Origin of the sequence: Rhizobium sp. F40D2 (assembly GCF_051810745.2) — a bacterium.
Lineage (GTDB): Bacteria > Pseudomonadota > Alphaproteobacteria > Rhizobiales > Rhizobiaceae > Rhizobium.
This window is the reverse complement of sequence record NZ_JBPWQX020000001.1, coordinates 163,968-185,055: the sequence shown is the minus strand read 5'-3', so window position 1 is coordinate 185,055 and position 21,088 is coordinate 163,968. Positions and strand designations below refer to the sequence as shown.

The 21,088-nt window shown below is 62.0% G+C and carries 20 protein-coding genes and 2 pseudogenes; 10 read left to right on the top strand and 12 right to left on the bottom strand.

Going from position 1 to position 21,088, the window contains the following annotated elements; translation table 11 throughout:
* The first annotated feature begins 3 nt into the window (after positions 1 to 3).
* The 4 genes from kdpC (at position 4) to ACS4RS_RS23180 (ending at position 4,647) form a co-directional block, all read left to right on the top strand.
* The gene (gene kdpC / locus ACS4RS_RS23195) at positions 4 to 573 is read left to right on the top strand and encodes a potassium-transporting ATPase subunit KdpC (RefSeq protein ID WP_439013614.1); all 570 of its coding nucleotides are present in this window, start codon (positions 4 to 6) and stop codon (positions 571 to 573) included.
* A 179-nt stretch (positions 574 to 752) separates the two neighbouring features.
* Positions 753 to 3,461: a DUF4118 domain-containing protein gene (locus ACS4RS_RS23190; RefSeq protein WP_439013613.1), complete on the top strand. Its 2,709-nt coding sequence runs from the start codon at positions 753 to 755 to the stop codon at positions 3,459 to 3,461.
* A complete protein-coding gene (locus ACS4RS_RS23185) occupies positions 3,458 to 4,150 on the top strand; it encodes a response regulator (protein ID WP_439013612.1) in 693 nt (230 codons plus the stop codon). The genes ACS4RS_RS23190 and ACS4RS_RS23185 overlap by 4 nt, the downstream gene beginning before the upstream one ends.
* A 41-nt stretch (positions 4,151 to 4,191) precedes the next feature.
* Positions 4,192 to 4,647: a PTS sugar transporter subunit IIA gene (locus ACS4RS_RS23180; protein ID WP_439013611.1), complete on the top strand. Its 456-nt coding sequence runs from the start codon at positions 4,192 to 4,194 to the stop codon at positions 4,645 to 4,647.
* Between the two features lie 49 nt (positions 4,648 to 4,696).
* On the opposite strand, the gene ACS4RS_RS23175 is transcribed toward ACS4RS_RS23180, so the two are convergent.
* Complete coding sequence (locus ACS4RS_RS23175) at positions 4,697 to 5,713, bottom strand: porin (protein WP_439013610.1); 1,017 nt, start codon at positions 5,711 to 5,713, stop codon at positions 4,697 to 4,699.
* A gap of 360 nt (positions 5,714 to 6,073) precedes the next feature.
* Here ACS4RS_RS23175 and ACS4RS_RS23170 point away from each other — a divergent pair, with 360 nt between their 5' ends.
* The 5 genes from ACS4RS_RS23170 to ACS4RS_RS23150 all read left to right on the top strand — a co-directional run bounded on the left by ACS4RS_RS23170 (position 6,074) and on the right by ACS4RS_RS23150 (position 10,900).
* Positions 6,074 to 7,099: a sulfate ABC transporter substrate-binding protein gene (locus ACS4RS_RS23170; protein ID WP_439013609.1), complete on the top strand. Its 1,026-nt coding sequence runs from the start codon at positions 6,074 to 6,076 to the stop codon at positions 7,097 to 7,099.
* 8 nt (positions 7,100 to 7,107) lie between these two features.
* Entirely contained in the window at positions 7,108 to 7,965 is an 858-nt protein-coding gene (gene cysT / locus ACS4RS_RS23165) for a sulfate ABC transporter permease subunit CysT (protein WP_439013608.1), read from the top strand.
* Entirely contained in the window at positions 7,955 to 8,827 is an 873-nt protein-coding gene (cysW, locus tag ACS4RS_RS23160) for a sulfate ABC transporter permease subunit CysW (RefSeq protein WP_439013607.1), read from the top strand. The genes cysT and cysW overlap by 11 nt, the downstream gene beginning before the upstream one ends.
* A gap of 10 nt (positions 8,828 to 8,837) precedes the next feature.
* Positions 8,838 to 9,878 carry a TOBE-like domain-containing protein gene (locus ACS4RS_RS23155; RefSeq protein WP_439013606.1) on the top strand — a complete coding sequence of 347 codons (1,041 nt, stop codon included), beginning with the start codon at positions 8,838 to 8,840 and terminating at the stop codon, positions 9,876 to 9,878.
* A 158-nt stretch (positions 9,879 to 10,036) separates the two neighbouring features.
* Positions 10,037 to 10,900 carry a cell wall hydrolase gene (locus ACS4RS_RS23150; RefSeq protein ID WP_439013605.1) on the top strand — a complete coding sequence of 288 codons (864 nt, stop codon included), beginning with the start codon at positions 10,037 to 10,039 and terminating at the stop codon, positions 10,898 to 10,900.
* Between the two features lie 50 nt (positions 10,901 to 10,950).
* Here the strand turns inward: ACS4RS_RS23150 and pepT are convergent, their stop codons facing one another.
* The 7 genes from pepT to ACS4RS_RS23115 form a co-directional block, all read right to left on the bottom strand.
* On the bottom strand, positions 10,951 to 12,183 hold the full coding sequence (gene pepT, locus ACS4RS_RS23145; RefSeq protein ID WP_439013604.1) for a peptidase T: 1,233 nt from the start codon (positions 12,181 to 12,183) through the stop codon (positions 10,951 to 10,953).
* Between the two features lie 94 nt (positions 12,184 to 12,277).
* The gene (locus ACS4RS_RS23140; protein WP_003594551.1) at positions 12,278 to 13,336 is read right to left on the bottom strand and encodes an ABC transporter ATP-binding protein; all 1,059 of its coding nucleotides are present in this window, start codon (positions 13,334 to 13,336) and stop codon (positions 12,278 to 12,280) included.
* Positions 13,337 to 13,340: 4 nt separating this feature from the next.
* A complete protein-coding gene (locus ACS4RS_RS23135) occupies positions 13,341 to 14,171 on the bottom strand; it encodes an ABC transporter permease subunit (RefSeq protein ID WP_439013603.1) in 831 nt (276 codons plus the stop codon).
* Positions 14,172 to 14,175: 4 nt separating this feature from the next.
* Positions 14,176 to 15,111, bottom strand: a complete 936-nt coding sequence (locus ACS4RS_RS23130; RefSeq protein WP_439013602.1) for an ABC transporter permease subunit — start codon at positions 15,109 to 15,111, stop codon at positions 14,176 to 14,178.
* Between the two features lie 232 nt (positions 15,112 to 15,343).
* Positions 15,344 to 16,603 (bottom strand): ABC transporter substrate-binding protein, encoded by a 1,260-nt coding sequence (locus ACS4RS_RS23125; protein ID WP_131711859.1) that lies wholly within the window; start codon positions 16,601 to 16,603, stop codon positions 15,344 to 15,346.
* 30 nt (positions 16,604 to 16,633) lie between these two features.
* Complete coding sequence (locus ACS4RS_RS23120) at positions 16,634 to 17,806, bottom strand: PLP-dependent transferase (protein WP_439013601.1); 1,173 nt, start codon at positions 17,804 to 17,806, stop codon at positions 16,634 to 16,636.
* The gene (locus tag ACS4RS_RS23115; RefSeq protein WP_439013600.1) at positions 17,803 to 18,525 is read right to left on the bottom strand and encodes an FCD domain-containing protein; all 723 of its coding nucleotides are present in this window, start codon (positions 18,523 to 18,525) and stop codon (positions 17,803 to 17,805) included. Before ACS4RS_RS23115 ends, ACS4RS_RS23120 begins: the two co-directional genes overlap by 4 nt.
* A gap of 203 nt (positions 18,526 to 18,728) precedes the next feature.
* Between ACS4RS_RS23115 and ACS4RS_RS23110 the strand changes: the two genes are divergently transcribed.
* On the top strand, positions 18,729 to 19,301 hold the full coding sequence (locus tag ACS4RS_RS23110; protein ID WP_439013599.1) for a hypothetical protein: 573 nt from the start codon (positions 18,729 to 18,731) through the stop codon (positions 19,299 to 19,301).
* Positions 19,302 to 19,368: 67 nt separating this feature from the next.
* Here ACS4RS_RS23110 and ACS4RS_RS23105 read toward each other — a convergent pair.
* From ACS4RS_RS23105 to ACS4RS_RS23090, 4 genes and pseudogenes are all read right to left on the bottom strand, one after another.
* Positions 19,369 to 19,617: pseudogene (locus tag ACS4RS_RS23105) on the bottom strand (cytochrome C); the annotation flags it as partial.
* Positions 19,618 to 19,993: 376 nt separating this feature from the next.
* Positions 19,994 to 20,224, bottom strand: a pseudogene (locus ACS4RS_RS23100) (hypothetical protein); the annotation flags it as partial.
* A 94-nt stretch (positions 20,225 to 20,318) separates the two neighbouring features.
* Positions 20,319 to 20,738, bottom strand: coding sequence for an EF-hand domain-containing protein (locus ACS4RS_RS23095; protein WP_439013598.1), 420 nt, complete (start codon positions 20,736 to 20,738; stop codon positions 20,319 to 20,321).
* A 59-nt stretch (positions 20,739 to 20,797) separates the two neighbouring features.
* A complete protein-coding gene (locus ACS4RS_RS23090; RefSeq protein ID WP_439013597.1) occupies positions 20,798 to 20,923 on the bottom strand; it encodes a hypothetical protein in 126 nt (41 codons plus the stop codon).
* Positions 20,924 to 21,088 lie beyond the last annotated feature (165 nt).

The following is a 21,088-nucleotide window of genomic DNA, read 5'->3' as shown; positions in this document are numbered from 1 at the left end:
ACAATGTTGAAAGAACTTCGCCCGGCAGTCGTTATGATCGTTGCCACCACCGCCATCACCGGGCTTCTCTATCCGCTCGCCATGACGGGGGCGGCCCAAGCCCTCTTCCCGACGCAGGCAAATGGCAGTCTCGTCGAGAAGAACGGCCAGGTGATCGGCTCGACGCTGATCGGCCAGGCCTTCACGACAGACAGATATTTCCATGGCCGTCCCTCGGCCGCCGGCGACGGCTACAACGCCGCTGCCTCCAGCGGCTCGAACCTCGGCCCGACCAGCCAGAAACTGATCGACCGCGTCAAGAGCGACTATGAGGCGGCCAAGGCGGCAAACCCGACCGCCGAGGTGCCCGCCGACCTCGTCACCGCCTCGGGCAGCGGCCTCGATCCCGACATTTCGCCGGAGGCGGCCTATTTCCAGGTGGCCCGCGTCGCCAAGGCGCGGAACATGGACGAGGCGAAGGTCAAGGCGCTGGTCGACGGCGCCGTTCACCACCGCGAGCTCGGCCTTCTCGGCGAACCGACCGTCAATGTTCTGGCGTTGAATCAGCGGCTTGATGCTTCTATGACTGAGTAAAGGTAGGCGGGCCACAACCTCGCCCTCATTCCTGTGCTCGTCACGGGAATCCAGCCACGCGAAGTCTTTCGCGTGAAAAGAGTCCTTAGCGTCGCAGACGCGACGCTGCTGGATCCCTGTGACGAGCACAGGGATGAGGGAAAGTGGAGCAAGCCGCGCCGACAGGAAAGACCACACGCATGCCAGACGACAATCGCGACCAGGCCGGCAGGCCATCGCCCGATGCGCTTCTCGAAAAAGCCCGGGCGGAAACGCGCGGCCGTCTGAAGATCTTCTTGGGGGCCGCCCCCGGCGTCGGCAAGACCTATGAGATGCTGCTCTCCGGCCGCGCCAAGATCGCCGATGGTTTCGATGTCGTCATCGGCGTCGTCGAAACCCACGGCCGCAACGAGACCGAAGCGCTGCTCGCCGGCTTCGAGATCATCCCACGCGTCCAAATCGACTATAAGGGAAGGCTGCTTGAGGAAATGGACCTCGATGGCATCCTCGCCCGCAGGCCCGATCTCGTGCTGGTCGACGAACTCGCCCATACCAATGCCGAGGGCAGCCGCCATCCGAAGCGCTACCTCGACGTCAAGGAGCTGCTCGACCGCGGCATCGACGTCTATTCAACGCTGAACATCCAGCATGTCGAGAGCCTGAACGACGTCGTCTCGCAGATCACCCGCATCCGGGTGCGCGAGACGGTGCCGGACTCGATCATCGACCTTGCCGACGACGTCGAGATCATCGATCTGACGCCGGATGATCTCATCAAGCGGCTGCATGACGGCAAGGTCTACATGCCGCGCACCGCCGAGCGGGCGCTGACCAACTATTTCACGCCGGGCAATCTGACGGCGCTCAGGGAGCTGGCGCTGCGCAAGACCGCCCAGCGCGTCGACGACCAGTTGCTGACCCATATGCAGGCCCACGCCATCTCCGGCCCCTGGGCGGCGGGCGAACGCGTCCTCGTCTCGGTCGATCATCACCCGCGGTCAGCCTCGCTGGTGCGTTACGCCTCGCGCATGGCCTCGCGGCTGCGGGCGCCCTGGGCGGCCGTCTATGTCGAGACCAACCGGTCGATCAACCTCAGCGAAGCCGAGCGCGATACCATCGCCTCGACGCTGCGGCTTGCCGAACAGCTCGGCGGCGAGGCGATCACCATTCCCGGCCGCGAGGTGGCGGAGGAACTCGTCGGCCACGCCAGCGCCAACAACGTCACCCATATCGTCATCGGCGCGCCGAAGAAGCCGACTTGGCGCGGCTGGTGGGGCCGCTCGATCACCGACGAGCTGATCCGCAAGACCGGCGAGATCAGCGTCCACGTCATCTCGGGCACCGAGAAGGACGGCACCACCGCGCGCGGTGTCAAGGCGGCCGCCACTGCGCCGCAGCTGGATTTGCGGGCCTATCTGCTGGCAACCGTCTACGTCGCTATCGCGCTCGGCGTCAGCGTTGTGCTCGACCAGGTGCTCGACGTGCGCAACCTAGCCCTGGTCTTCCTGATGGCGGTGCTGACCTCCGCCGTGCTGCATGGGCTGCGACCGGCGCTCTACAGCTGCATTCTCGGCGCGCTGTCCTTCAACTTCTTCTTCCTGCCGCCGCGCTACACGCTGACGATCAGCGATCCGGAAAGCGTGCTCGCGCTGTTCTTCTTCCTGGGCGTTGCCATCATCGCCAGTAACCTGACCGCGACCGTGCAGCGTCAAGCGGCCGCCGCCCGGCAGCGGGCGCGCACGACCGAAGATCTCTATCTCTTCTCGAAAAAGCTCGCCGGCACCGGCACGCTCGACGACGTGCTCTGGGCGACCGCCTTTCAGCTTGCCTCGATGCTGAAGGTCCGCGTCGTGCTGCTGCTGCCCGAGGAAGGCAGCATCGCCGTCAAGGCCGGTTATCCCCCTGACGACACCCTCGACGAGGCCGATATCGCCGCCGCCCGCTGGGCCTGGGAGCACAATCACGCCGCCGGCCGCGGCGCCGATACCCTGCCCGGCGCCAAACGCCTCTACGTGCCGCTCAGAACCGGTCGCGCTGCCGTCGGCGTCATCGGCCTCGACAGCGACCGCCGCGAAGGGCCGCTGCTGACGCCCGAGCAGCAGCGCCTCCTCGACGCGCTGGCCGACCAGGCGGCCCTTGCCATCGAACGCGTCCAACTCGTCGCCGATGTCGACCGGGCAAAGCTGGCGGCCGAAGCCGACCGGCTGCGTTCGGCCCTGCTCACCTCGATCTCGCATGACCTGAAGACACCGCTTGCCGCCATCCTCGGCGCCGCCGGCACGCTGCGCGACTATTTCGCCTCGATGCCGGAGGAAGATCGCAGCGACCTGCTTTCCACCGTCGTCGACGAATCCGAGCGCCTCAACCGTTTCATCGCCAACCTGCTCGACATGACCAAGATCGAATCCGGCGCGATGGAGCCGAACAGTGCCTTGCATTATGCCGGCGATATCGTCGGCAGCGCACTGCGTCGCGCCGCGAAGATGCTCGATCACCACAAGACCGAGTTGAGCATTCCCGCCGACCTGCCGATGGTGCGCGTCGATCCTGTGCTGTTCGAGCAGGTGATTTTCAACCTGCTCGACAACGCCGCGAAATATGCGCCCGAGGGATCGGTGATCCACATCGGCGGCTGGGCCGATGCCGACAATGTGGTTGTGCAGGTCTCCGACGAAGGCCCGGGCATCCCGCCGGCCGATCTCACCCGTGTGTTCGATACTTTCTACCGGGTGCGCAAGGGCGATCAGGTGCGCGCCGGTACCGGCCTTGGCCTTTCCATCTGCCGCGGCTTCATCGAGGCGATGGGCGGCACGATCGCGGCCGGCAACCGGGCGGGCCGCCCCGGCGCCGTTTTCACCATCCGCCTGCCGAAGCCCAACGACATTCCGAAACTGGATGAACTCAGATGACCGGTTCAGCCGTCAAAATCCTCGTCGTCGACGACGAGCCGCCGATCCGCAAACTGCTCCGGGTCGGGCTGACCGCCCAAGGTTACGAGGTGCAGGAGGCGGCAAATGCCGCCAGCGCCCGTCAGTCGGTGGCCGACAGCCTGCCCGACCTCATCGTGCTCGATCTCGGCCTGCCCGACACATCGGGCCACGACCTCTTACAGGCGTGGCGCGATGAAGGGCTTTCCATTCCCATCGTCATCCTCTCCAGCCGCACCGACGAGGCGGGCATCGTCACGGCGCTGGAAAGCGGCGCCGACGATTACGTGACCAAGCCATTCGGCGTCAACGAACTCGGCGCCCGCATCCGCGTGGCGCTGCGCCACCGGCTGCAGCAGCAGGGCGAAAAGGCAATCTTCCAGACGGGCGGGCTGTCGATCGATCTCGTCAAGCGCATCGTCAAGGTCGACGGCCAGGACATAAAACTGTCGCCGAAGGAATACGACATCCTGCGTGTGCTCGCCCAGTACGCCGGCAAGGTCCTGACCCACCAATTTCTCTTAAAGCAGGTATGGGGACCGGCGGCGGATGTGCAATATCTGCGCGTCTACATCAGGCAACTGCGGCAAAAAGTCGAACAGATTCCCGACCAGCCGCACTATATCAGCACCGAGACCGGCGTCGGCTACCGACTCAGGGAACCGGATTGACCGCCCTTCCCTCCCGCTGCCCGAACAGTATCGAGAATGACATGGACCTTCCCAACATCATCCGGCCGGAACACACCTTCATCGGCGTGCCGGCGCCGACGAAATGGCGCGCGCTGCAGGGCATAGCGGACAAGGCCGCCAAGGCTTTCTCCGTCGACGGCCAGACAATCTTGAAGGCGCTTGAAGCGCGAGAGAAACTCGGCTCCACCGGGATCGGCAACGGTATCGCCATTCCGCATGCGGCGATCGACGGCATGACCAGCCCGCGCGGCCTGCTCATCCGCTTCGCCCAGCCGCTGGATTTCGAGGCAATCGACGATATCCCGACCGATATCGCCTTCGTGCTGCTTTTCGGGGAGAACAATCGCGGCGAATATCTGAACGTCTTGTCCGCCATCGCCCGGCGGCTGCAATCGGACGGCGTGCTCGCCGCCATGCGCAGGGCAAGGACGGTCGACGAATTTTATTCCGATTTCATCGCCGACTCCAGGGCATGAAAAAGGCGCGGCCCAAAGGTCGCGCCTCCTCGTCTGCAATCAGACAATCTTAGAAATCGCGCTGGAAGCGCAGGAAGCCGAACACTTCGTCGTCGCCTTCGTCCTCATCGTGATATTGCACGCTGAGCTTCGTACGGAGATCGTCGACGACGCGGTAGTCGATCGTGACGCCAGTCGTGTAGGCGCTGCCGCCGGTGAAGCCATTGCCGTCAGCTTCGAGAGCGATGTTTTCGAAGTACTGGAAGCCGGGAGTAACCGACCACTTGTCGTTGATCTTCAAGGCGTATTCTGCTGCGATCGTCCATTCGGACTCTTCGTAGTAATAGTTGGCGCCACTGGCCCATACGCCGGCAATGCCGAGCGTGCCCGGACCGATGTCGGCATAGACGATACCGCGGACGGCGACTTCGCTGGTGTCGGTGTCATAACCGGCAAGCAGGTAAGCGCTGATGGCGCCGGCCTTGTAGGAAACCTGGCCTGCGACACCGTAGTTGTTCGGGCCTTCGCCCGGCTTGGTGTCGTAATCTTCTTCCAGTTCGTCGACCGAAATGCCGGCGGCGAAAGCGCCGGACTCGTACTGATAACGGATCGAGTTGTGCGTCGTCTCGTTGCTGGCGAGCGTATCGGTCTCGCCGCTCATGTCGTCATCCCACCAGCTGTAGAGCTTACCGACGCGGAAACCGGCAATGTCGATATAGCCTTCATCCAGCAGAGCTTCCTGATCGGAGGCATTGTCGGCATTGTAACGCAGCGTTATGACGCCGGTCAGCGTGCCGTACTCGGTGTCGTTCTTGGCCTGGAAGGTGACCTGACCGCGAGTCCAGAAGTTTACGTCGGAATCGCCGGAGATCTGGTCGCCGAAGCGCACTTCGGTACGGATGTAGCCGCCGACCGAAAGGCATGTTTCCGTCCCCGGAATATAAAAATAGCCGGTCCCGTAGGCGTCGCAAACGCGAACATATTCGACGGGCTCGGGTTCAGCCGCCACGATGGCGTCGGCTGCGCGGGCTCCGGAGGCCGCGGCAAGGGCGGCAACGGAGGCAAAAAGGATAGTTCTGATATTCATTTTGAATGGCCCTAACAGGTTTGGAATGCGAGGCACATTTCAAGGGATGCCCCCGCGTAGCGGCCGGAATAGACGGACGCACGGTGGCCATATAGGAATCCGCAAGTGTCATCGCGGCAAAATCTGGGCAAAAATCAGCACGACCATGGCGCTTTCGTGGAAGAACTGTGGCCGAAAAAACACGGTCCGGCGGCTGATGGCACAGGCGAAAAATTGGCCGCGGCCAACTTCGGCATGTCCATTTCAAAATCACCCCTTAAATGGAATGGCATTCTAACTCCGGCGCTAGAACGGCAACAACCTTTGTTTCTTTATACGACTGACTTGATAGAGTTAAAAGAGAAAACAGGAGGGTTTCCCATGCAGAGACAACGGCTCACCCGGCTCCTCGCGGCCGCGGCCATGGCGGGCAGCTTCGCGATCGGGAGCATAGCTCCTGCTTTCGCGGATCAGACGCTGCTAAACGTTTCCTATGATCCGACCCGTGAATTGTACAAGGATTTCAATGCCGCCTTTGCCGCCAAGTGGCAAAAGGACAGTGGTGAAACCGTGACGATCCAGGCCTCGCACGGCGGTTCCGGCGCCCAGGCTCGCTCGGTCATCGACGGTCTCGACGCCGATGTCGTGACGCTGGCCCTCGAAGGCGATATCGACGCCATCGCCAAGTCGACCGGCAAGATCCCGGTCGACTGGAAGACGAAATTCCCCAACAATTCGACGCCTTATACGTCGACGATCGTCTTCCTCGTCCGCAAGGGCAACCCGAAGGGCATCAAGGATTGGGGCGACCTAGTCAAGGACGATGTGCAGGTGATCACGCCGAACCCGAAGACCTCGGGCGGCGCCCGCTGGAACTTCCTCGCCGCCTGGGCATGGGCCAAGCAGGCCAATGGCGGCGACGAAGCCAAGGCACAGGATTATGTCGCCAAGCTGCTGCAGCACGTTCCGGTTCTCGATACCGGCGCGCGCGGCGCCACGACCACCTTCGTCCAGCGCGGCCTCGGCGACGTGCTGCTTGCCTGGGAAAACGAAGCCTATCTCTCGCTCGAGGAGCTCGGTCCCGACCAGTTCGAGATCGTCACACCGACCTTCTCCATCCGCGCCGACCCGCCGGTCGCCCTCGTCGACGGCAATGTCGACAAGAAGGGCACCCGCAAGGTCGCCGAAGCCTATCTCAACTATCTTTATTCAGGCGAAGGCCAGAAGATCGCCGCCAAGCACTATTACCGGCCGATCAAGCCGGAAGCCGCAGACCCGGCCGACATCGCCCGCTTCCCGAAGCTGACGCTTGCAACCATCGACGACTTCGGCGGCTGGAAAGAAGCCCAGCCGAAATTCTTCGGTGACGGCGGCGTATTCGATCAGATCTACAAGCCGGCCCAATAATAGATTTCATGAAAGCATATAGACCCACGCGGTGGCGGTTCAGGCGGCCGAGCGTCATTCCGGGCTTCGGAATGACGCTCGGCTTTACCTTGACCTGGCTCACCCTTCTGATCCTCATCCCGCTCTCGGGCCTTGCCGTCCGGTCGAGCGCGCTCGGCTGGGAGAAATTCTGGTCGATCGCGCTCGATCCGCGCACGCTGAACGCGTTGCGCATCAGCTTCGGCAGCGCCTTCATCGCCGCGATCGTCAACGCCGTCTTCGGCATCGTCCTCGCCTGGGTACTGGTGCGTTACCGCTTCCCCGGCAAGCGCGTCATCGACGCCATGGTCGACCTGCCCTTCGCGCTGCCGACCGCCGTTGCCGGCATCGCCCTGACGACACTCTATGCGCCGAACGGCTGGATCGGCCAGTTCCTGACGCCGCTCGGCATCAAGATCGCCTTCACGCCGGCCGGCATCGTCGTGGCGCTGATCTTCGTCGGCCTGCCCTTCGTGGTGCGCACCGTGCAGCCGGTTATGGAGGAAATCGACAAAGAGGTGGAAGAGGCCGCCGCAACGCTCGGCGCCAACCGCTTCCAGACGATTTTCCGCGTGCTGCTGCCGGGACTGGCGCCGGCCGTTCTCACCGGCTTTGCGCTCGCCTTTGCCCGCGGCGTCGGCGAATACGGCTCGGTCATCTTCATCGCCGGCAACCTGCCGTTCAAATCGGAGATCGCGCCGCTGCTGATCATCATCAAACTGGAAGAGTATAATTATGCCGCAGCGACCGGTATCGCGGCGATCATGCTGATCATCTCGTTCGCCATGCTGCTCGTCATCAACCTCATCCAGAGCTGGAGCAGGCGGAGGTACGGCTATGGCGCTTGATACAACCGCTCCACCGGTGAAGCTGCGTTCGGTGACCACCGAAAACCGGATCGCCCGCTTCACGCTGATCATCGTCTCACTGATCTTCCTGCTGCTGATCCTGCTGCTGCCGCTGGCCGCCGTCTTCGTCGAGGCCTTCCGCAAGGGTGCCGGCCCCTTCATCGAGGCGCTCGGTGATGCCGAAACCTTCTCGGCGATCCGCCTGACGCTGATCGTTGCCGGCATCAGCGTTCCCCTTAACCTCATCTTCGGGGTTGCCGCCGCCTGGGCGATCGCCAAGTTCGAGTTCAAGGGCAAGGCCTTCCTGACGACGCTGATCGACCTGCCCTTCTCGGTTTCTCCCGTCATATCGGGCCTGGTCTTCGTGCTGTTGTTCGGTGCCAATACCTGGCTCGGCCAATGGCTCAGCGCCCACGACATCAAGATCCTGTTTGCGGTGCCGGGTCTGATCCTCGCCACCATGTTCGTCACCTTCCCTTTCGTCGCCCGCGAGCTGATCCCGCTGATGCAGGAACAGGGAACCGCCGACGAAGAGGCCGCCCTTTCGCTCGGCGCCAGCGGCTGGCAGACCTTCTGGCACGTGACGCTGCCAAACATCAAATGGGGCCTGCTCTACGGGGTGCTGCTCTGCAACGCCCGCGCCATGGGCGAATTCGGCGCCGTCTCGGTGGTGTCGGGCCACATTCGCGGCCAGACCAACACCATGCCGCTGCAGGTGGAGATTCTCTATAACGAGTATAATTTCACCGGCGCTTTTGCCGTCGCCACGCTCTTGGCCTTGCTGGCGCTCGTCACTCTTGTTTTGAAGACGCTGCTGGAAATGCGCTATAGCGCTGAAATCTCCGCCAGCCGGCGGCACTGAAGGATTGGGAATGGAAGTACGCGTTCAAAACATCCGCAAGGAATTCGATCGTTTCCCGGCGCTGCACGATGTCTCACTCGGCATCCGCTCCGGCGAGCTGATCGCCCTGCTCGGCCCGTCGGGCTCCGGCAAGACGACATTGCTGCGGCTGATCGCCGGCCTCGAAAGCCCGACGGAGGGGCAGATCTTCTTCGGCGACGAAGATGCCTCGAAGAAATCAGTGCAGCAGCGCAATATCGGCTTCGTCTTCCAGCATTATGCCCTGTTCCGCTACATGACGGTGCTCGACAACGTCTCCTTCGGCTTGAGAGTCAGAAACAGCGCGCGGCGGCCCGCCAAGGCCGATATCCGCAAGCGGGCGCTGGAACTGCTCGACCTCGTGCAGCTCTCCGGCCTTGAAAAACGTTACCCGGCGCAGCTTTCCGGCGGCCAGCGCCAGCGTGTGGCGCTCGCCCGCGCCATGGCGGTGGAGCCGAACGTGCTGCTGCTCGACGAGCCCTTCGGGGCGCTGGATGCCCAGGTGCGCAAGGACCTGCGCAAATGGCTGCGCGAGATCCACGACCGCACCGGCCATACCACCGTCTTCGTCACCCACGATCAGGACGAGGCGCTGGAGCTTGCCGATCGCGTCGTCGTCATGAGCCAGGGCGCTATCGAGCAGGTCGGCACGCCGGATGAGGTCTACGACAATCCGAACTCGCCCTTCGTCTTCGGCTTCATCGGCCAGTCGAACTGCCTGCAGGTGGAAATCTCAGATGGCGACATCCGCTTCGAAGGCCGCTCGCTCGGCCTCAATGCCGAGGGCGAGGCGGACGGCACGGCGCAGCTCTACTTCCGCCCTCATGACGTCAGGCTCTGCGAATCAGCTGAAAACTGCATCGCCGGCCAGCCGGTCTCCAGCCGCCGCGTCGCCGGCACCCGCCATATCGAACTGGATATCGGCAACGACCGCCCGCATATCGAGATCGAGCTGCCGCCGAGCGAGGCCGACAGGCTCGACCGCCACCGCGTAGCCTTCAAGCCGACCCGTTGGAAGCTGTTCCGCAGCTGATGAGGGCTGTTGTCACGGCCCGACTCCGCGCGGGACTCTCATTTGGCGAGAGGCCCTTTGGCTTTTTGTTATCTATGGTTGTTTGTATTTTTGTCACATGACGAGTAAAAGATTTTCACGTTAATAAGTAGGACTAATCCCACAGGAGGCACTTTGCGTTGAGGGCGGAGATTTCCTTTGGAAAATCCCTGATCGGGATTTTGTTCGTAGGGCTGGCGGCCACAGGCTGCACGACGACACCGAAACCGGCGGCAACGGCGGCGAAGACAAAGCAACCGGCGAAAGTTACCTTCAACTACACGAATAAGGACCGCGACTGCCTGCAGCGCGCGATGTATTTCGAATCGCAGCATTCCGATGAGGACGGCTATATGGCCGTCGGAACCGTGGTCATGAACCGGCTGACGTCAGGCGCCTATCCGCCTTCGATCTGTGGCGTCGTCGCCCAGGAAAAGCAGTTTGCGCCGGGCGTGATGACGCGTGAAGTCAAGCCGCAGGCCGAAACCGAGCTTGCGACCGCCGCCGATGCGATCCTCAAAGGCGCCCGTCATCCCGCGGTCAAGGATGCAATGTTCTTCCACACCGACGGGCTGAAATTCCCCTACAACAACATGCATTATGTGGCGGTCGCCGGCGGCAACGCCTTCTACGAGAAGCGCGGCGCCGATGGCATGCTCCAAACACCGCCGCCGCTGCCCGCCTATGAGGTGGCGATGAACTATGTGCCTGGGGAAAGCATGCTGCCGCCGCAGTTCGAGGCGCTGATCCCTTCGGAAGTTCCGGTTCCTCTGCCGGCTCCCGACCCGATGGCGACAGCAAGCACGATGTCGGCGATCAATGCGACGCCGACGGCCCGTATGGCGCCGATCGCCAATCCCATGCCGATGCAGATCACGGCGCCGGTGACCTCGCCGGAAACCTCGATCGAACCCGACCCGGGAATGCCGATCGCGATCCCCATTCCCCGCCCCGCCTTTGACAGCGTCATGCTGCGCGGCAGCGTCGCGGCGAACGGCGGCTAAGGCCGTCGTTCCGGTTATGGGTTAAATTGCAGGGCGCTCAGGCGCGGTCTTTAGGCGCGCTCTTCCCAGACCTTGGCCAGTTCGACGATCGTCTTGACGGCCTTTTCCATATCCTGGCGGCTCACCCATTCGAGCGGCGAGTGGAAGGCATGGCCGCCGGCGAAGATGTTCGGGCATGGCAGGCCCATGTAGGAGAGGCGCGAGCCGTCGGTCCCGCCGCGGATGCTGCCGCGCACCGGCGTCATACCGGCCCGGCGCACGGCTTCGATGGCGTTGTCGACGATCTCCGGATGGCGGTCGAGCACCACCTTCATGTTGCGATACTGTTCCTTGACCTGGAAATGATAGGTCGAGCCGGGATAGCCAGCCATGACCTCCTTGACGATGGCTTCGAGCATCGTTTCCTTTTCCACCAGTCCCTTGTCGGTGAAGTCGCGGATGATGAGGCTGAGTGAGGCCTTCTCCATCGAGCCGGTCACGCCCGTGGGATGGATGAAGCCCTGCTTGCCCTCGGTGGTCTCCGGAGCCATCTCCTTCGGCAGCCGGTCGATGATGGCGCCGGCAATCTTGATGGCGTTTTCCATCCGGTCCTTGGCAAAACCCGGGTGGATCGCCACGCCGGAGATGGCGATCTCGACGCCATCGGCCGAGAAGGTCTCGTCCTCGATATGGCCAGCCGTCTCGCCGTCCATCGTATAGGCGAAGTCGGCGCCGAGTTTCCTCAGGTCGACCTTGTTGACGCCGCGCCCGACTTCCTCGTCGGGCGTGAACAGAATCTTGATCGTCCCGTGCCGGATCTCGGGATTGTCGATCAGGACCTGCGCGGCAGTCATGATTTCCGCCAGCCCCGCCTTGTCGTCGGCGCCGAGCAAGGTCGTACCATCGGTGGTGACGATGTCGTTGCCGATCTGGTTGTTCAGCTCGGGATGCTCGGAAACGCGGATCACCCGGCTCGGATCGCCGGCAAGTTCGATGTCCCCGCCAGCATAGTTGCGGACGATCTGCGGCCTGACACCCGTGCCGCTGAAATCGGGCGCCGTATCCATATGCGAGCAGAAACAGATGACCGGCACGGCCTTGTCGCTATTTCCGGGAATGGTCGCATAGACATAACCATGTTCATCGAGATGCGCGCCGGCCAAGCCGATCTTCAGCAGTTCATCGACCAGCACCCGGCCGAGATCCTTCTGTTTTTCGGTGGTCGGCTGCGTCGACGAGGCAGGATCGGATTGCGTGTCGATAACGACATAACGGAGAAAGCGGTCGAGAACAGTGTCGGTCATGGCATCCAATCCAGCAAATCACCTGGTTGATATAATCCTCACGGGCGATGCGGCAAAAGTTTTTTCCGCTCGCAATGCGTGAGGATCGACCCGATCAATCGACGCGTATTCCCTCGCCGTCGAACACATGCAGATACTGCGCCGGGAAAGCCACATTGACCTTCGGGCCCGCCTTCAGCGCTTCACGATCGAGCGTGAAGATCTTGAACGGCAGGCCGTGCAGGGCAAGGTGCAGGATGATGCCGAAGCCGGTGGGCTCGACGAGTTCGACATCGGTGGCAAGTCCCGCCCCGTCAGTCGTCATCAACACATGTTCCGGCCGGATTCCGAGTGTCACCTTCGCGCCGTCTTCAAGCGGCAGCGGCTTTGCCAGCGGCACGATCGTCCCGTCCTGCAGCTTGACGCCGCCTTCGACATAGCTCGCCGCAAGGAAATTCATCCCCGGCGAGCCGATGAAGCCGGCGACGAACAGGTTGGCGGGGTGGTCGTAGAGTTCGAGCGGACTGCCGACCTGCTGCACCACGCCGCCATGCATGGCGACGATCCGGTCCGCCAGCGTCATTGCCTCGATCTGGTCATGGGTGACGTAGATCGAGGTCGCCTTCAGGTCGCCGTGCAGCTTCTTGATTTCGGCGCGCATCTGTTCGCGCAGGCGCGCATCGAGGTTGGAGAGCGGCTCATCGAACAGGAAGGCCTTCGGCTGGCGCACGATGGCGCGGCCCATGGCGACGCGCTGGCGCTGGCCGCCGGAAAGCGCCTTGGGCCTGCGTTCGAGCAGCGGATCAAGGCCGAGCTTGGCGGCGGCGGCGGAGACGGCGCTGGCGATCTTCTCCTTCGCCGTCTTCCGCAGTTTCAGGCTGTAGCTCATATTGCCGGCAACGTTCATATGCGGGTAAAGCGCATAGGACTGGAACACCATGGCGATGTCGCGGTCCTTCGGATGCCGTTCGTTCACCCGGGCGCCGGCAATGCGGATCTCGCCTGATGTGACATCCTCCAGCCCGGCGATCATCCGCAGCAGCGTGGACTTGCCGCAGCCGGACGGGCCGACCAGCACGACGAATTCGCCGTCCTTGATCTCGAGATCGACGCCGTGCAGCACCTGCACATGGCCATAGGCTTTGCGGATATTCTGGATATCGATCGATGCCATTTGTTTAACCCTTGACCGCGCCGGCCGTCAGGCCCTGGACGAGATAACGCTGGATGAGCAGGAAGAAGAGGCCGGCCGGAATGAGCGCCATGACGCCCGCCGCCATCATCTGCCCGAAATCCACGGAGAATTTCGAAACGAAGGTGAGAAGCCCGACCGGGAAGGTCGCCGCGTCATTGCCATTGATCAGCATCAGCGCAAAGAGCAGCTCGCTCCACGCGGCGGTGAAGACGAAGCCGAGTGTCGCAGCGATCCCTGGCAGCGTCAGCGGCAGGATGATCTGGCGAAACGCCGTGAACTGTGTCGCCCCGTCGATCATCGCCGCCTCTTCCAAATCCTTGGGAATGCCGTCGAAAAAGGACTGCATCAGGAAGGTGGCGAAAGGCACGTTGAAAGCGGTGTAGACGATGACGAGACCGGTCAGGCTGTTGGTCAGATGCAGTGGCGACAGGATCTTGAAGATCGGCGCGACCAGCATGACGAGCGGGAACATCTGGGTCAGCAGCATCAGCGCGACGATCCAGTATTTTGCCCGGAAATTGAAGCGCGACAGCGCATAGCCGGAAAGCGAGGCGCAGATCGTCACCGTCACCGCCGTCGAGGCCGAGACAATCAGGCTGTTCTTGAAAAAGGTCGGAAAGGCACTGTGCTGCAGCACGAAGGCATAGTGATCCCATGTCGTGCGCGACGCCCACATGCGAACGCCTTCGCTATAGAGCAGGTCGTTCGGCGTCACCGACACCTTGAGCAGCCAGAACAGCGGAAAGAGCGCGAAGGCGATATAGCAGAGGATTGCCAGACGGTGCGCAATGGTTGGAATGACGGATCGTCTCATCGGCTTAATCCTTGTTCAGCAGCGTCTGCCGCAGCAGGATGATCAGCATCGAATAGGCGAGCAGCAGCACGAGCAGCACCAGCGCGATCGCCGAGGCATAACCGAAATCGAGCCGCTTGAACGCCGTGGTAAAGATATAGCTCGCGACGATCTGGGTGCGGTCGGCCGGCCCGCCATTGGTCATGACGACGATGAGATCGGCAAAATTGGAGATCCAGACGGTGCGCAAGAGCACGGTGATGGCGATGGTCGGCGCCAGAAACGGCAGGGTGATCGAGCGGAAGCGCTGGAACCAGCCGGCGCCGTCGATCGACGCCGCCTCGTAGAGATCGCGCGGGATCGCCTGCAGGGCGGCGAGCAACGTGATCGCGAAAAAGGGAATGCCCCACCAGACATTGGCGACGATCGGTCCCCACATCGCATAATTGGGATCGGAAAGAATATTGCCCGGCTCACGCATCAGGCCGAGGGAGAAGAGCCAATGCGGGATCGGCCCGATGACCGGATTGAACAGCCAGGCCCAGTTGAGGCCGGCAAGAAAGGACGGCACCGCCCAGGGCAGGAAAACCAGCGCCTGCGCGATCGCCCGGCCCGGGAAGGGCTTGTCGAGCAGAAGCGCCAGGATAAGCCCGAAGGTAAACTGCAGGACGACGGAGGCGCCGGTCCACCAGAGCGTATTCCTCAGCGCTCCGTAAAAGGCCGGATCGCCCGCAAGCTCACGGAAATGATCGAGCCCGATGAAGCCGCCGGAAAACGGGTTGAGCAGCTGTATATCGCGGAAGGCGTAGGAAACGCCCAATGTCAGCGGCACCAGCATCACCGCAATGATCAGGATCAGCGACGGGGCGCTGTAGAGATAGGGCTCCGAAGCATCGGCAAGACGACGCAGCCATGGCCTGCGGTCACGACGCATGTCGAGCGTATCGGCGGAAATGGTCATCAGATTGCAGTTTCCATCGTCTTACCCGGTTGGGAATTGGTGATGTTTCTGAATGGAGAGACCGGAGCCCCCTCATCCGACCCTTCGGGCCACCTTCTCCCCGCTGGGGAGAAGGGGAATGAGGCGCCGCCACGAGTCTCTTCTCCCCAGCGGGGGTCCGAAGGACGGGTCGAGACCGGCGGCTCGACGTAAGGCGGATGAGGGGGCTTCTGGCTCGAAGCCCCCATCACCCCTACTTCTTGCTCAGGAACTTCTGCTGCGCCTTGGTCAGATAGTCCGCCCACTGGTCGGCCAGATCCTTCGCCGAGATATCGCCGAGCAGCGCCTGCTGCGAGGTCTTGATCGCCAGCGAATCCTTGAAGAAGGCGAACTCCTCGAGATAGGTCGGCATGACTGTTGGTACCGTGTTCGGGTCCGCCAGTTCCTCGAACCAGCCCTTGAACTGGTCGCCGGCATAGAAGGGATCCTTCTCGGCCGCCGTATAGGCCGGCAGGGCGCCGATGCGCTTGTTCCACTCGATATTGCCTTCCGGCCCTTCGAGGGTGGCAATCAGCTTCCAGGAGAGATCCTTGTTGCCGCTGGTCGAAAACATCGACCAGCCGCCATAGCCGATCGTCGGGAAGGACTTGCCATCCGGGCCTTTCGGCAGCGGCATGACGCCGAAATCTTCCTTCTTCATGCGTTCGGCAATGGCGATCAGCGCATCCGGATCCTGGTCGAGGAAAGCGCAGGTGCCGGAATAGAAGCCGGCGACGACTTCGTTGAAGCCCCAATTGACGCTGTCTTTCGGCGCATAACCCTTCTTGTAGAGATCGACCATCCATTCGATGCCCTTGGCCCAGCCGGGGCTGTTCATCGTCGAGGTGCCGTCTTCATTGAAGTACTTGTTCGACCCGGCCATCGAGGCGGCGAAGATCATCCAGCCGTTGAGGCCGCCTGCGCCGCCGCGCATGCAGTAGCCGTATTTGCCCTGCAGTTTGGAGATCTTTTCCGAAGCGGCGGTGAATTCCTCCAGCGTCTTCGGCGGCGCTGCGACGCCGGCTTCCGAAAGCAGCTTCTTGTTGTAGAACATCGCCCGGAGATAGAAGCCGTAGGGCAGCATATAGGCGGTGTTCTTGACGTCGCGGCCAAGTTCGAGCGCGCGCGGCGTCAGCTCCTTGGTGTGTTCCCACTTTGCGAGATAGGGCTCGAGGCTTTCGAGCATGCCGTTATTGGCATAGAGCGACAGCCAGGTATCGGGCATTTCCATGACATCGGGCACGTCGCCGGCCGATACCATGGTGGCGAACTTCTGGAAGGCTTCGTTCCAGGGCAGCGAGATGATGTCGACCTTGGTGCCGGGATTGGCCGCCTCGAATTTGCCGACGATCGATTTCAGCGTTTCGGTGCGCTCCGGGCTGGTGATGACTTCGACAAGCTTGAGCGTCGTATCGGCAAAGGCCGTACCCGCCATCATCGAAGCAAAGAGCGTCGAGATTATTAGTTTTTTCATGCTCAGTTCCCCCTTTTAGGTTCTTGGGTTTCAGGATTGCGAGGCGGCGGCGAGCGCCTCCTCGATGTCTCTCCACAGCGCCTCGGTTCCTTCGAGGCCGACATGGAGACGTACGGATCGCGCGTGGATGCCAAAGGTTTGCGCGGAATTCGGCTGTGCCTTTTGCTGCAGCACCACCTCGCCCGGTACGATCAGGCTTTCATGACCACCCCAGCTTACACCCAATTTGAAGAGCTTGAGGTGGTCGGCGAAGGCGCGGATATCGACGCCGTCGCGGAAGATGAAGGAAAACAGGCCGGAGGTGCCGTTGAGGCCGGCAGGCAGGCGGTTGGCGAGGCCGGGGTGGCAGACCGTCTCCACCACCTCGAGCTTCTGCAGGCGCCGGGCAATCTCGAGCGCCGACGCCTCATGCGCCCGCATGCGCAGCGGCAGCGTGCGCAGACCGCGGATCAAGAGCCAGGCGTCGAAGGGCGAAAGCTTGCCGCCGAGATAGGGATAGGCCTCGGCCTTGATGCGCCCGATCATTTCCTTCGAGCCGGCGACGATGCCCGCCACCACATCGCTGTGGCCGCCGAGATATTTCGAGGCCGAATGGATGACGAGATCGACGCCGAGCGTCAGCGGCCGCTGGAAGAACGGGCTTGCCCAGCTGTTGTCGATCATCGAGACGACGCCGTGGCGCTCGGCAAGCGCTGCGAGCGCGCCGACATCATGCGCCTCCATCACCCAGCTCGTTGGGCTTTCCAGATACAGGAGCTTGGCGCCGGGCAGCGCTTTGGCGACCGCTTCCTCGTCCCGCCCGTCGACATAGGTCACCTCGATCTTCATCCGCTTCAGGATGGTGCCGAACAGGCGGAAGGCATCGGGATAGACGTGTTTGACGGCGACGATGCGGTCGCCCGGCTCGACGAAGCTCAGCACGGATGACGAGATCGCCGCCATGCCGCTTGCAAAGCCCAATGCATCCTCAGCGTCTTCGAGCTTGGCGAGCATCTCTTCGAAGGCACGCACCGTCGGATTCAGCCCGCGCGTGTAGGTCGGCCGCACCTTCTCGCCGCGATAGACGGTGATCATCTCGTCATAATCGGAAAAGGTGAAAAGCGAGGTCTGGAAGATCGGCGGCACGACGGCATCGGCGAAATTGCCGTCGTCGTGGGCGGTGATGATGGAGGCAAGATCGAACGGGTCTTCGCCGCTGCTCATTTGGACATTTCCTTGATGTCTTCCTCGACGATGTCGAGGATCTTCAATGTTTCCATGCGCGCCGCCTCGGTATCCCCGGCCACGATCGCGTTGAAAAGGGTGCGGTGAAAGGGAAAGGACCGGCGGGCGAAATCCTGCCGGTCGAAGGGGTGCTCCCAGAAGCGCTCGAAGGTCTCGCGCATCTGCTCGAGAAGCTGGCGAAACAGCGGATTGTGGGTGGCGTCGTAAACGGCGAGATGGAAGGCCAGATCCTCCGGCCCCGAGGTGCCCTTCTCCAGGTGCACCCGCTCCATCTCGTTGAGTTTCTCCTCGATGACAACGAGATCCTTCGCCGTGCGCCGCCTGGCTGCGACCATGCCCGCCTCGCATTCGATGCCGCGGCGAACCTCCAGCGTCTGCAGCAGCGCATCGCGCAGATGCACCGCATCGAAGGACAGCGGCATATGGATCGTCGCCCGGGACACCGGCTTCAACAGATAGGTGCCGCTGCCCTTGCGCGTCTCGATCACCCCGAGCGCCTGGAAGTGACGGATCGCCTCGCGAATGGTCGAACGCCCGACGGCAAGGGCTGCCATTAGTTCGCGCTCCGCCGGCAGTCGGTCCCCCGCCTGCAGCCGTGCATCCTCGACATAATCCGCCAGCGCATCGGTCACCTGACGCGCGCGGTCCATGACGGGAAGCGGCCGGATCACCGGCCTGTCGCTAAGCTTTGCCTTCATGGTTCCCCATTTTCTTCTCAGGCAGTCAGACTTGGAATTGGTCTGACATCTTAGCATTTCTCAAAGATGGGGAGGCGTCAAGCGCTGTTTGTCATCAGGAGGCGATCAAAACGGCGAGCCGCATTGCATAGGTCGGACATTGCGGGTTCGATTCTACCGTGAGATGTTCCGAGACGTTGCGGCTGACAGCAGGGGCTCCGCGGATGCGCGACTATGTGAAAAGTAAAGAGTTTCATCGGCATATGCGCGTGCTGCTGGCTTCGCGATTTCAGGAGCTCGGCTGGGAGCCGCAAACGGGCAGGTGCAGCTTTGCCCGCGGCAGAACGGTTTTCTGGCTACAGGTATCGCAATATTCCAACAGCCTTATCGGCGGCAAATTTACGCTCAACCTTTCGGAAGGTGTGGGCGCCGCTGGCGACACGCGGATACTGCGCCACCTGAACGAGGCTGACCGAGCCATTGGCAAGGCCTTGGAAGAGCACATTATCGCCCGCCTCCCCCGGCCTGATCCCGATCCGGAAGTCGAGGTCGTCGGCGACGACGGCGGAACTGTCCTGGTGAAAGTGGGTGATCTGGCGAAGGCAAATCCAAGACAGTGGGATGGTCCCTCCGACGTCTGGCTGCCCTACTTCAGCAAAAGCGATCTCGACGAATGGGCCGCGTTTCTCTTGCCTCGTCTTGAGCGGCTGATTCGGCTGTCGACGCCTGAAATCATCGACCCGATGACGTGGACCACGCGGTTTAATCGCCTCACGGGCCTGTTTCGCTGGAGATGAGCCGGACGTTCGACCCGCGTCTTGGAAGGTGAATGCAGCGCCGCCGCGCGAACGGAGACTTCTCGTGTCACTGCTCCATCCTGAACCTTGCATGGCAGGTCGTGCAAGTCTGCAGCATCAGGTGGAAATATGTTCGGCGGGAAGCGACGACAGGCTCGACGCGTTGGCGACATGGCTTGCGAGTGGTCCGCCGCCCATCGGCTCGCCCGGCCGCATCCGCATGCGCTCGGTCATCGCCCCGGGATTGGCCCTTCGCCGCCGCGTCGAGTGCGCGCGCATAGGCTCGAATATCCTCGTCAAGACGATCGAAGCGATCAGGCGAAGACCCGCGGGCGTCCTATGATGCGGCCCCCTCGGGGCGCGGAGCGCCCTACGTGTTTACGGAAGTCTGCCCTCCGAAGGGCCGAGGCCGCGATCGATCGAACCAGGACGGACTGCCGCTCAGGAAACCGAAGCGGTGCAGAGCGCTGCCCAGAGATCGTGCTTCCAGTCGACACCTGGCCGCGCCGACAGATCGACTGCGTAGTCGGCGGAATTGATCCGCACCATAGCGGGGGAGCTGCAGCGCACGCTTGCCTAGAGCATGATGCCGAAAAGTGTGAGCGGTTTTCGGACGACATCATGATCTACCTCTTTAATTTAGAACAGGATTCAGATTTTAGGCCAACCGGGCCTAAAATCATCCTGTTCTAGTGTTTTCCTCGATCCCGATAAAGTACTGCTCCATCACCATCGAGTTCCGATAGTGCGATGACGACGTCGAAATCGAAGGCCGCATTGCGGGCAGGCCCTCCCTCCGCCAGGCTGAGGCTCATCGAGCGGCTAGTGCCGAACGAAGCCTTATAGAAGACCGAAAGCTCGGACGCAGCCGACAAGGATACGGACGAAACGCAGAGGATCAAAGTCAGAACGACGCGGCGCATTTGCCTCTCCTGCGGAGAATGCGCCGGCATCGTTCCATATCCTCTCAGGTTCCGCGACCATTCACAGACTTCCGAGCCCGATCGGCCGGATTGACTAAGGCCGCCAGAACGCCTGTATCTCCTCGGTAGTGACTTTTCCATCCTTGTTGGCGTCCACGCTGCCGAAGATCCGCTTGTGGATCGCCGTCACCTCCTCGAAGGAAAGCGCGCCGTCGCCGTCAGTATCAGCGAACGCGAACATGATCTTCATCATCGGTCCACGCATGCCCATCATCGGCCTGCCGCCCATCATGCCAGATCGCATCATGCCAGATTGCATCCTACCCCGGCCCATCATCCAGCCCGGCATCATATCCCCGCAAGGCATTGCACTCTGGACTCCGCTCATTTCCTCATCATCCGAAGACGACAGGTTTTGCGGATCCGGTCCATTGGCCTGAGCGATGGCCTGGCCTACCCCACAAAGGGTGATAGCCGCGGCCAGCAGGGCAGCGTTGATAATCGTAACTTTCATATGCCTTCTCCTTTGGCTGGTCACAATTCACCCGCGACATGGCGCAGGACGACTTCGATTCATATGCTGCGGAGGAACGATGCGGCTGCGAAAACGGTCCCCGTCGCGCCGGGGATTGGAACAGGAACTTGCGCGTGCGTCGCCATCGACGCATTGGAAAGGGTCTGGAAGATCGTGTTCGCCATTGTGGTTCTCCTTCGGAGTTGTTGATGCCGCAAGACCACAAATTGACTTTAAGCTCGTCCTCCCGGATGTCGTTGATCCAGGTCAAGAAGTGCGGCGTGGCTGTGAGAGGGAGCGAGGCAGGATTGTCCGTTTCGGCACGAAGTTGCTCCGCCCGCTCGAGATCG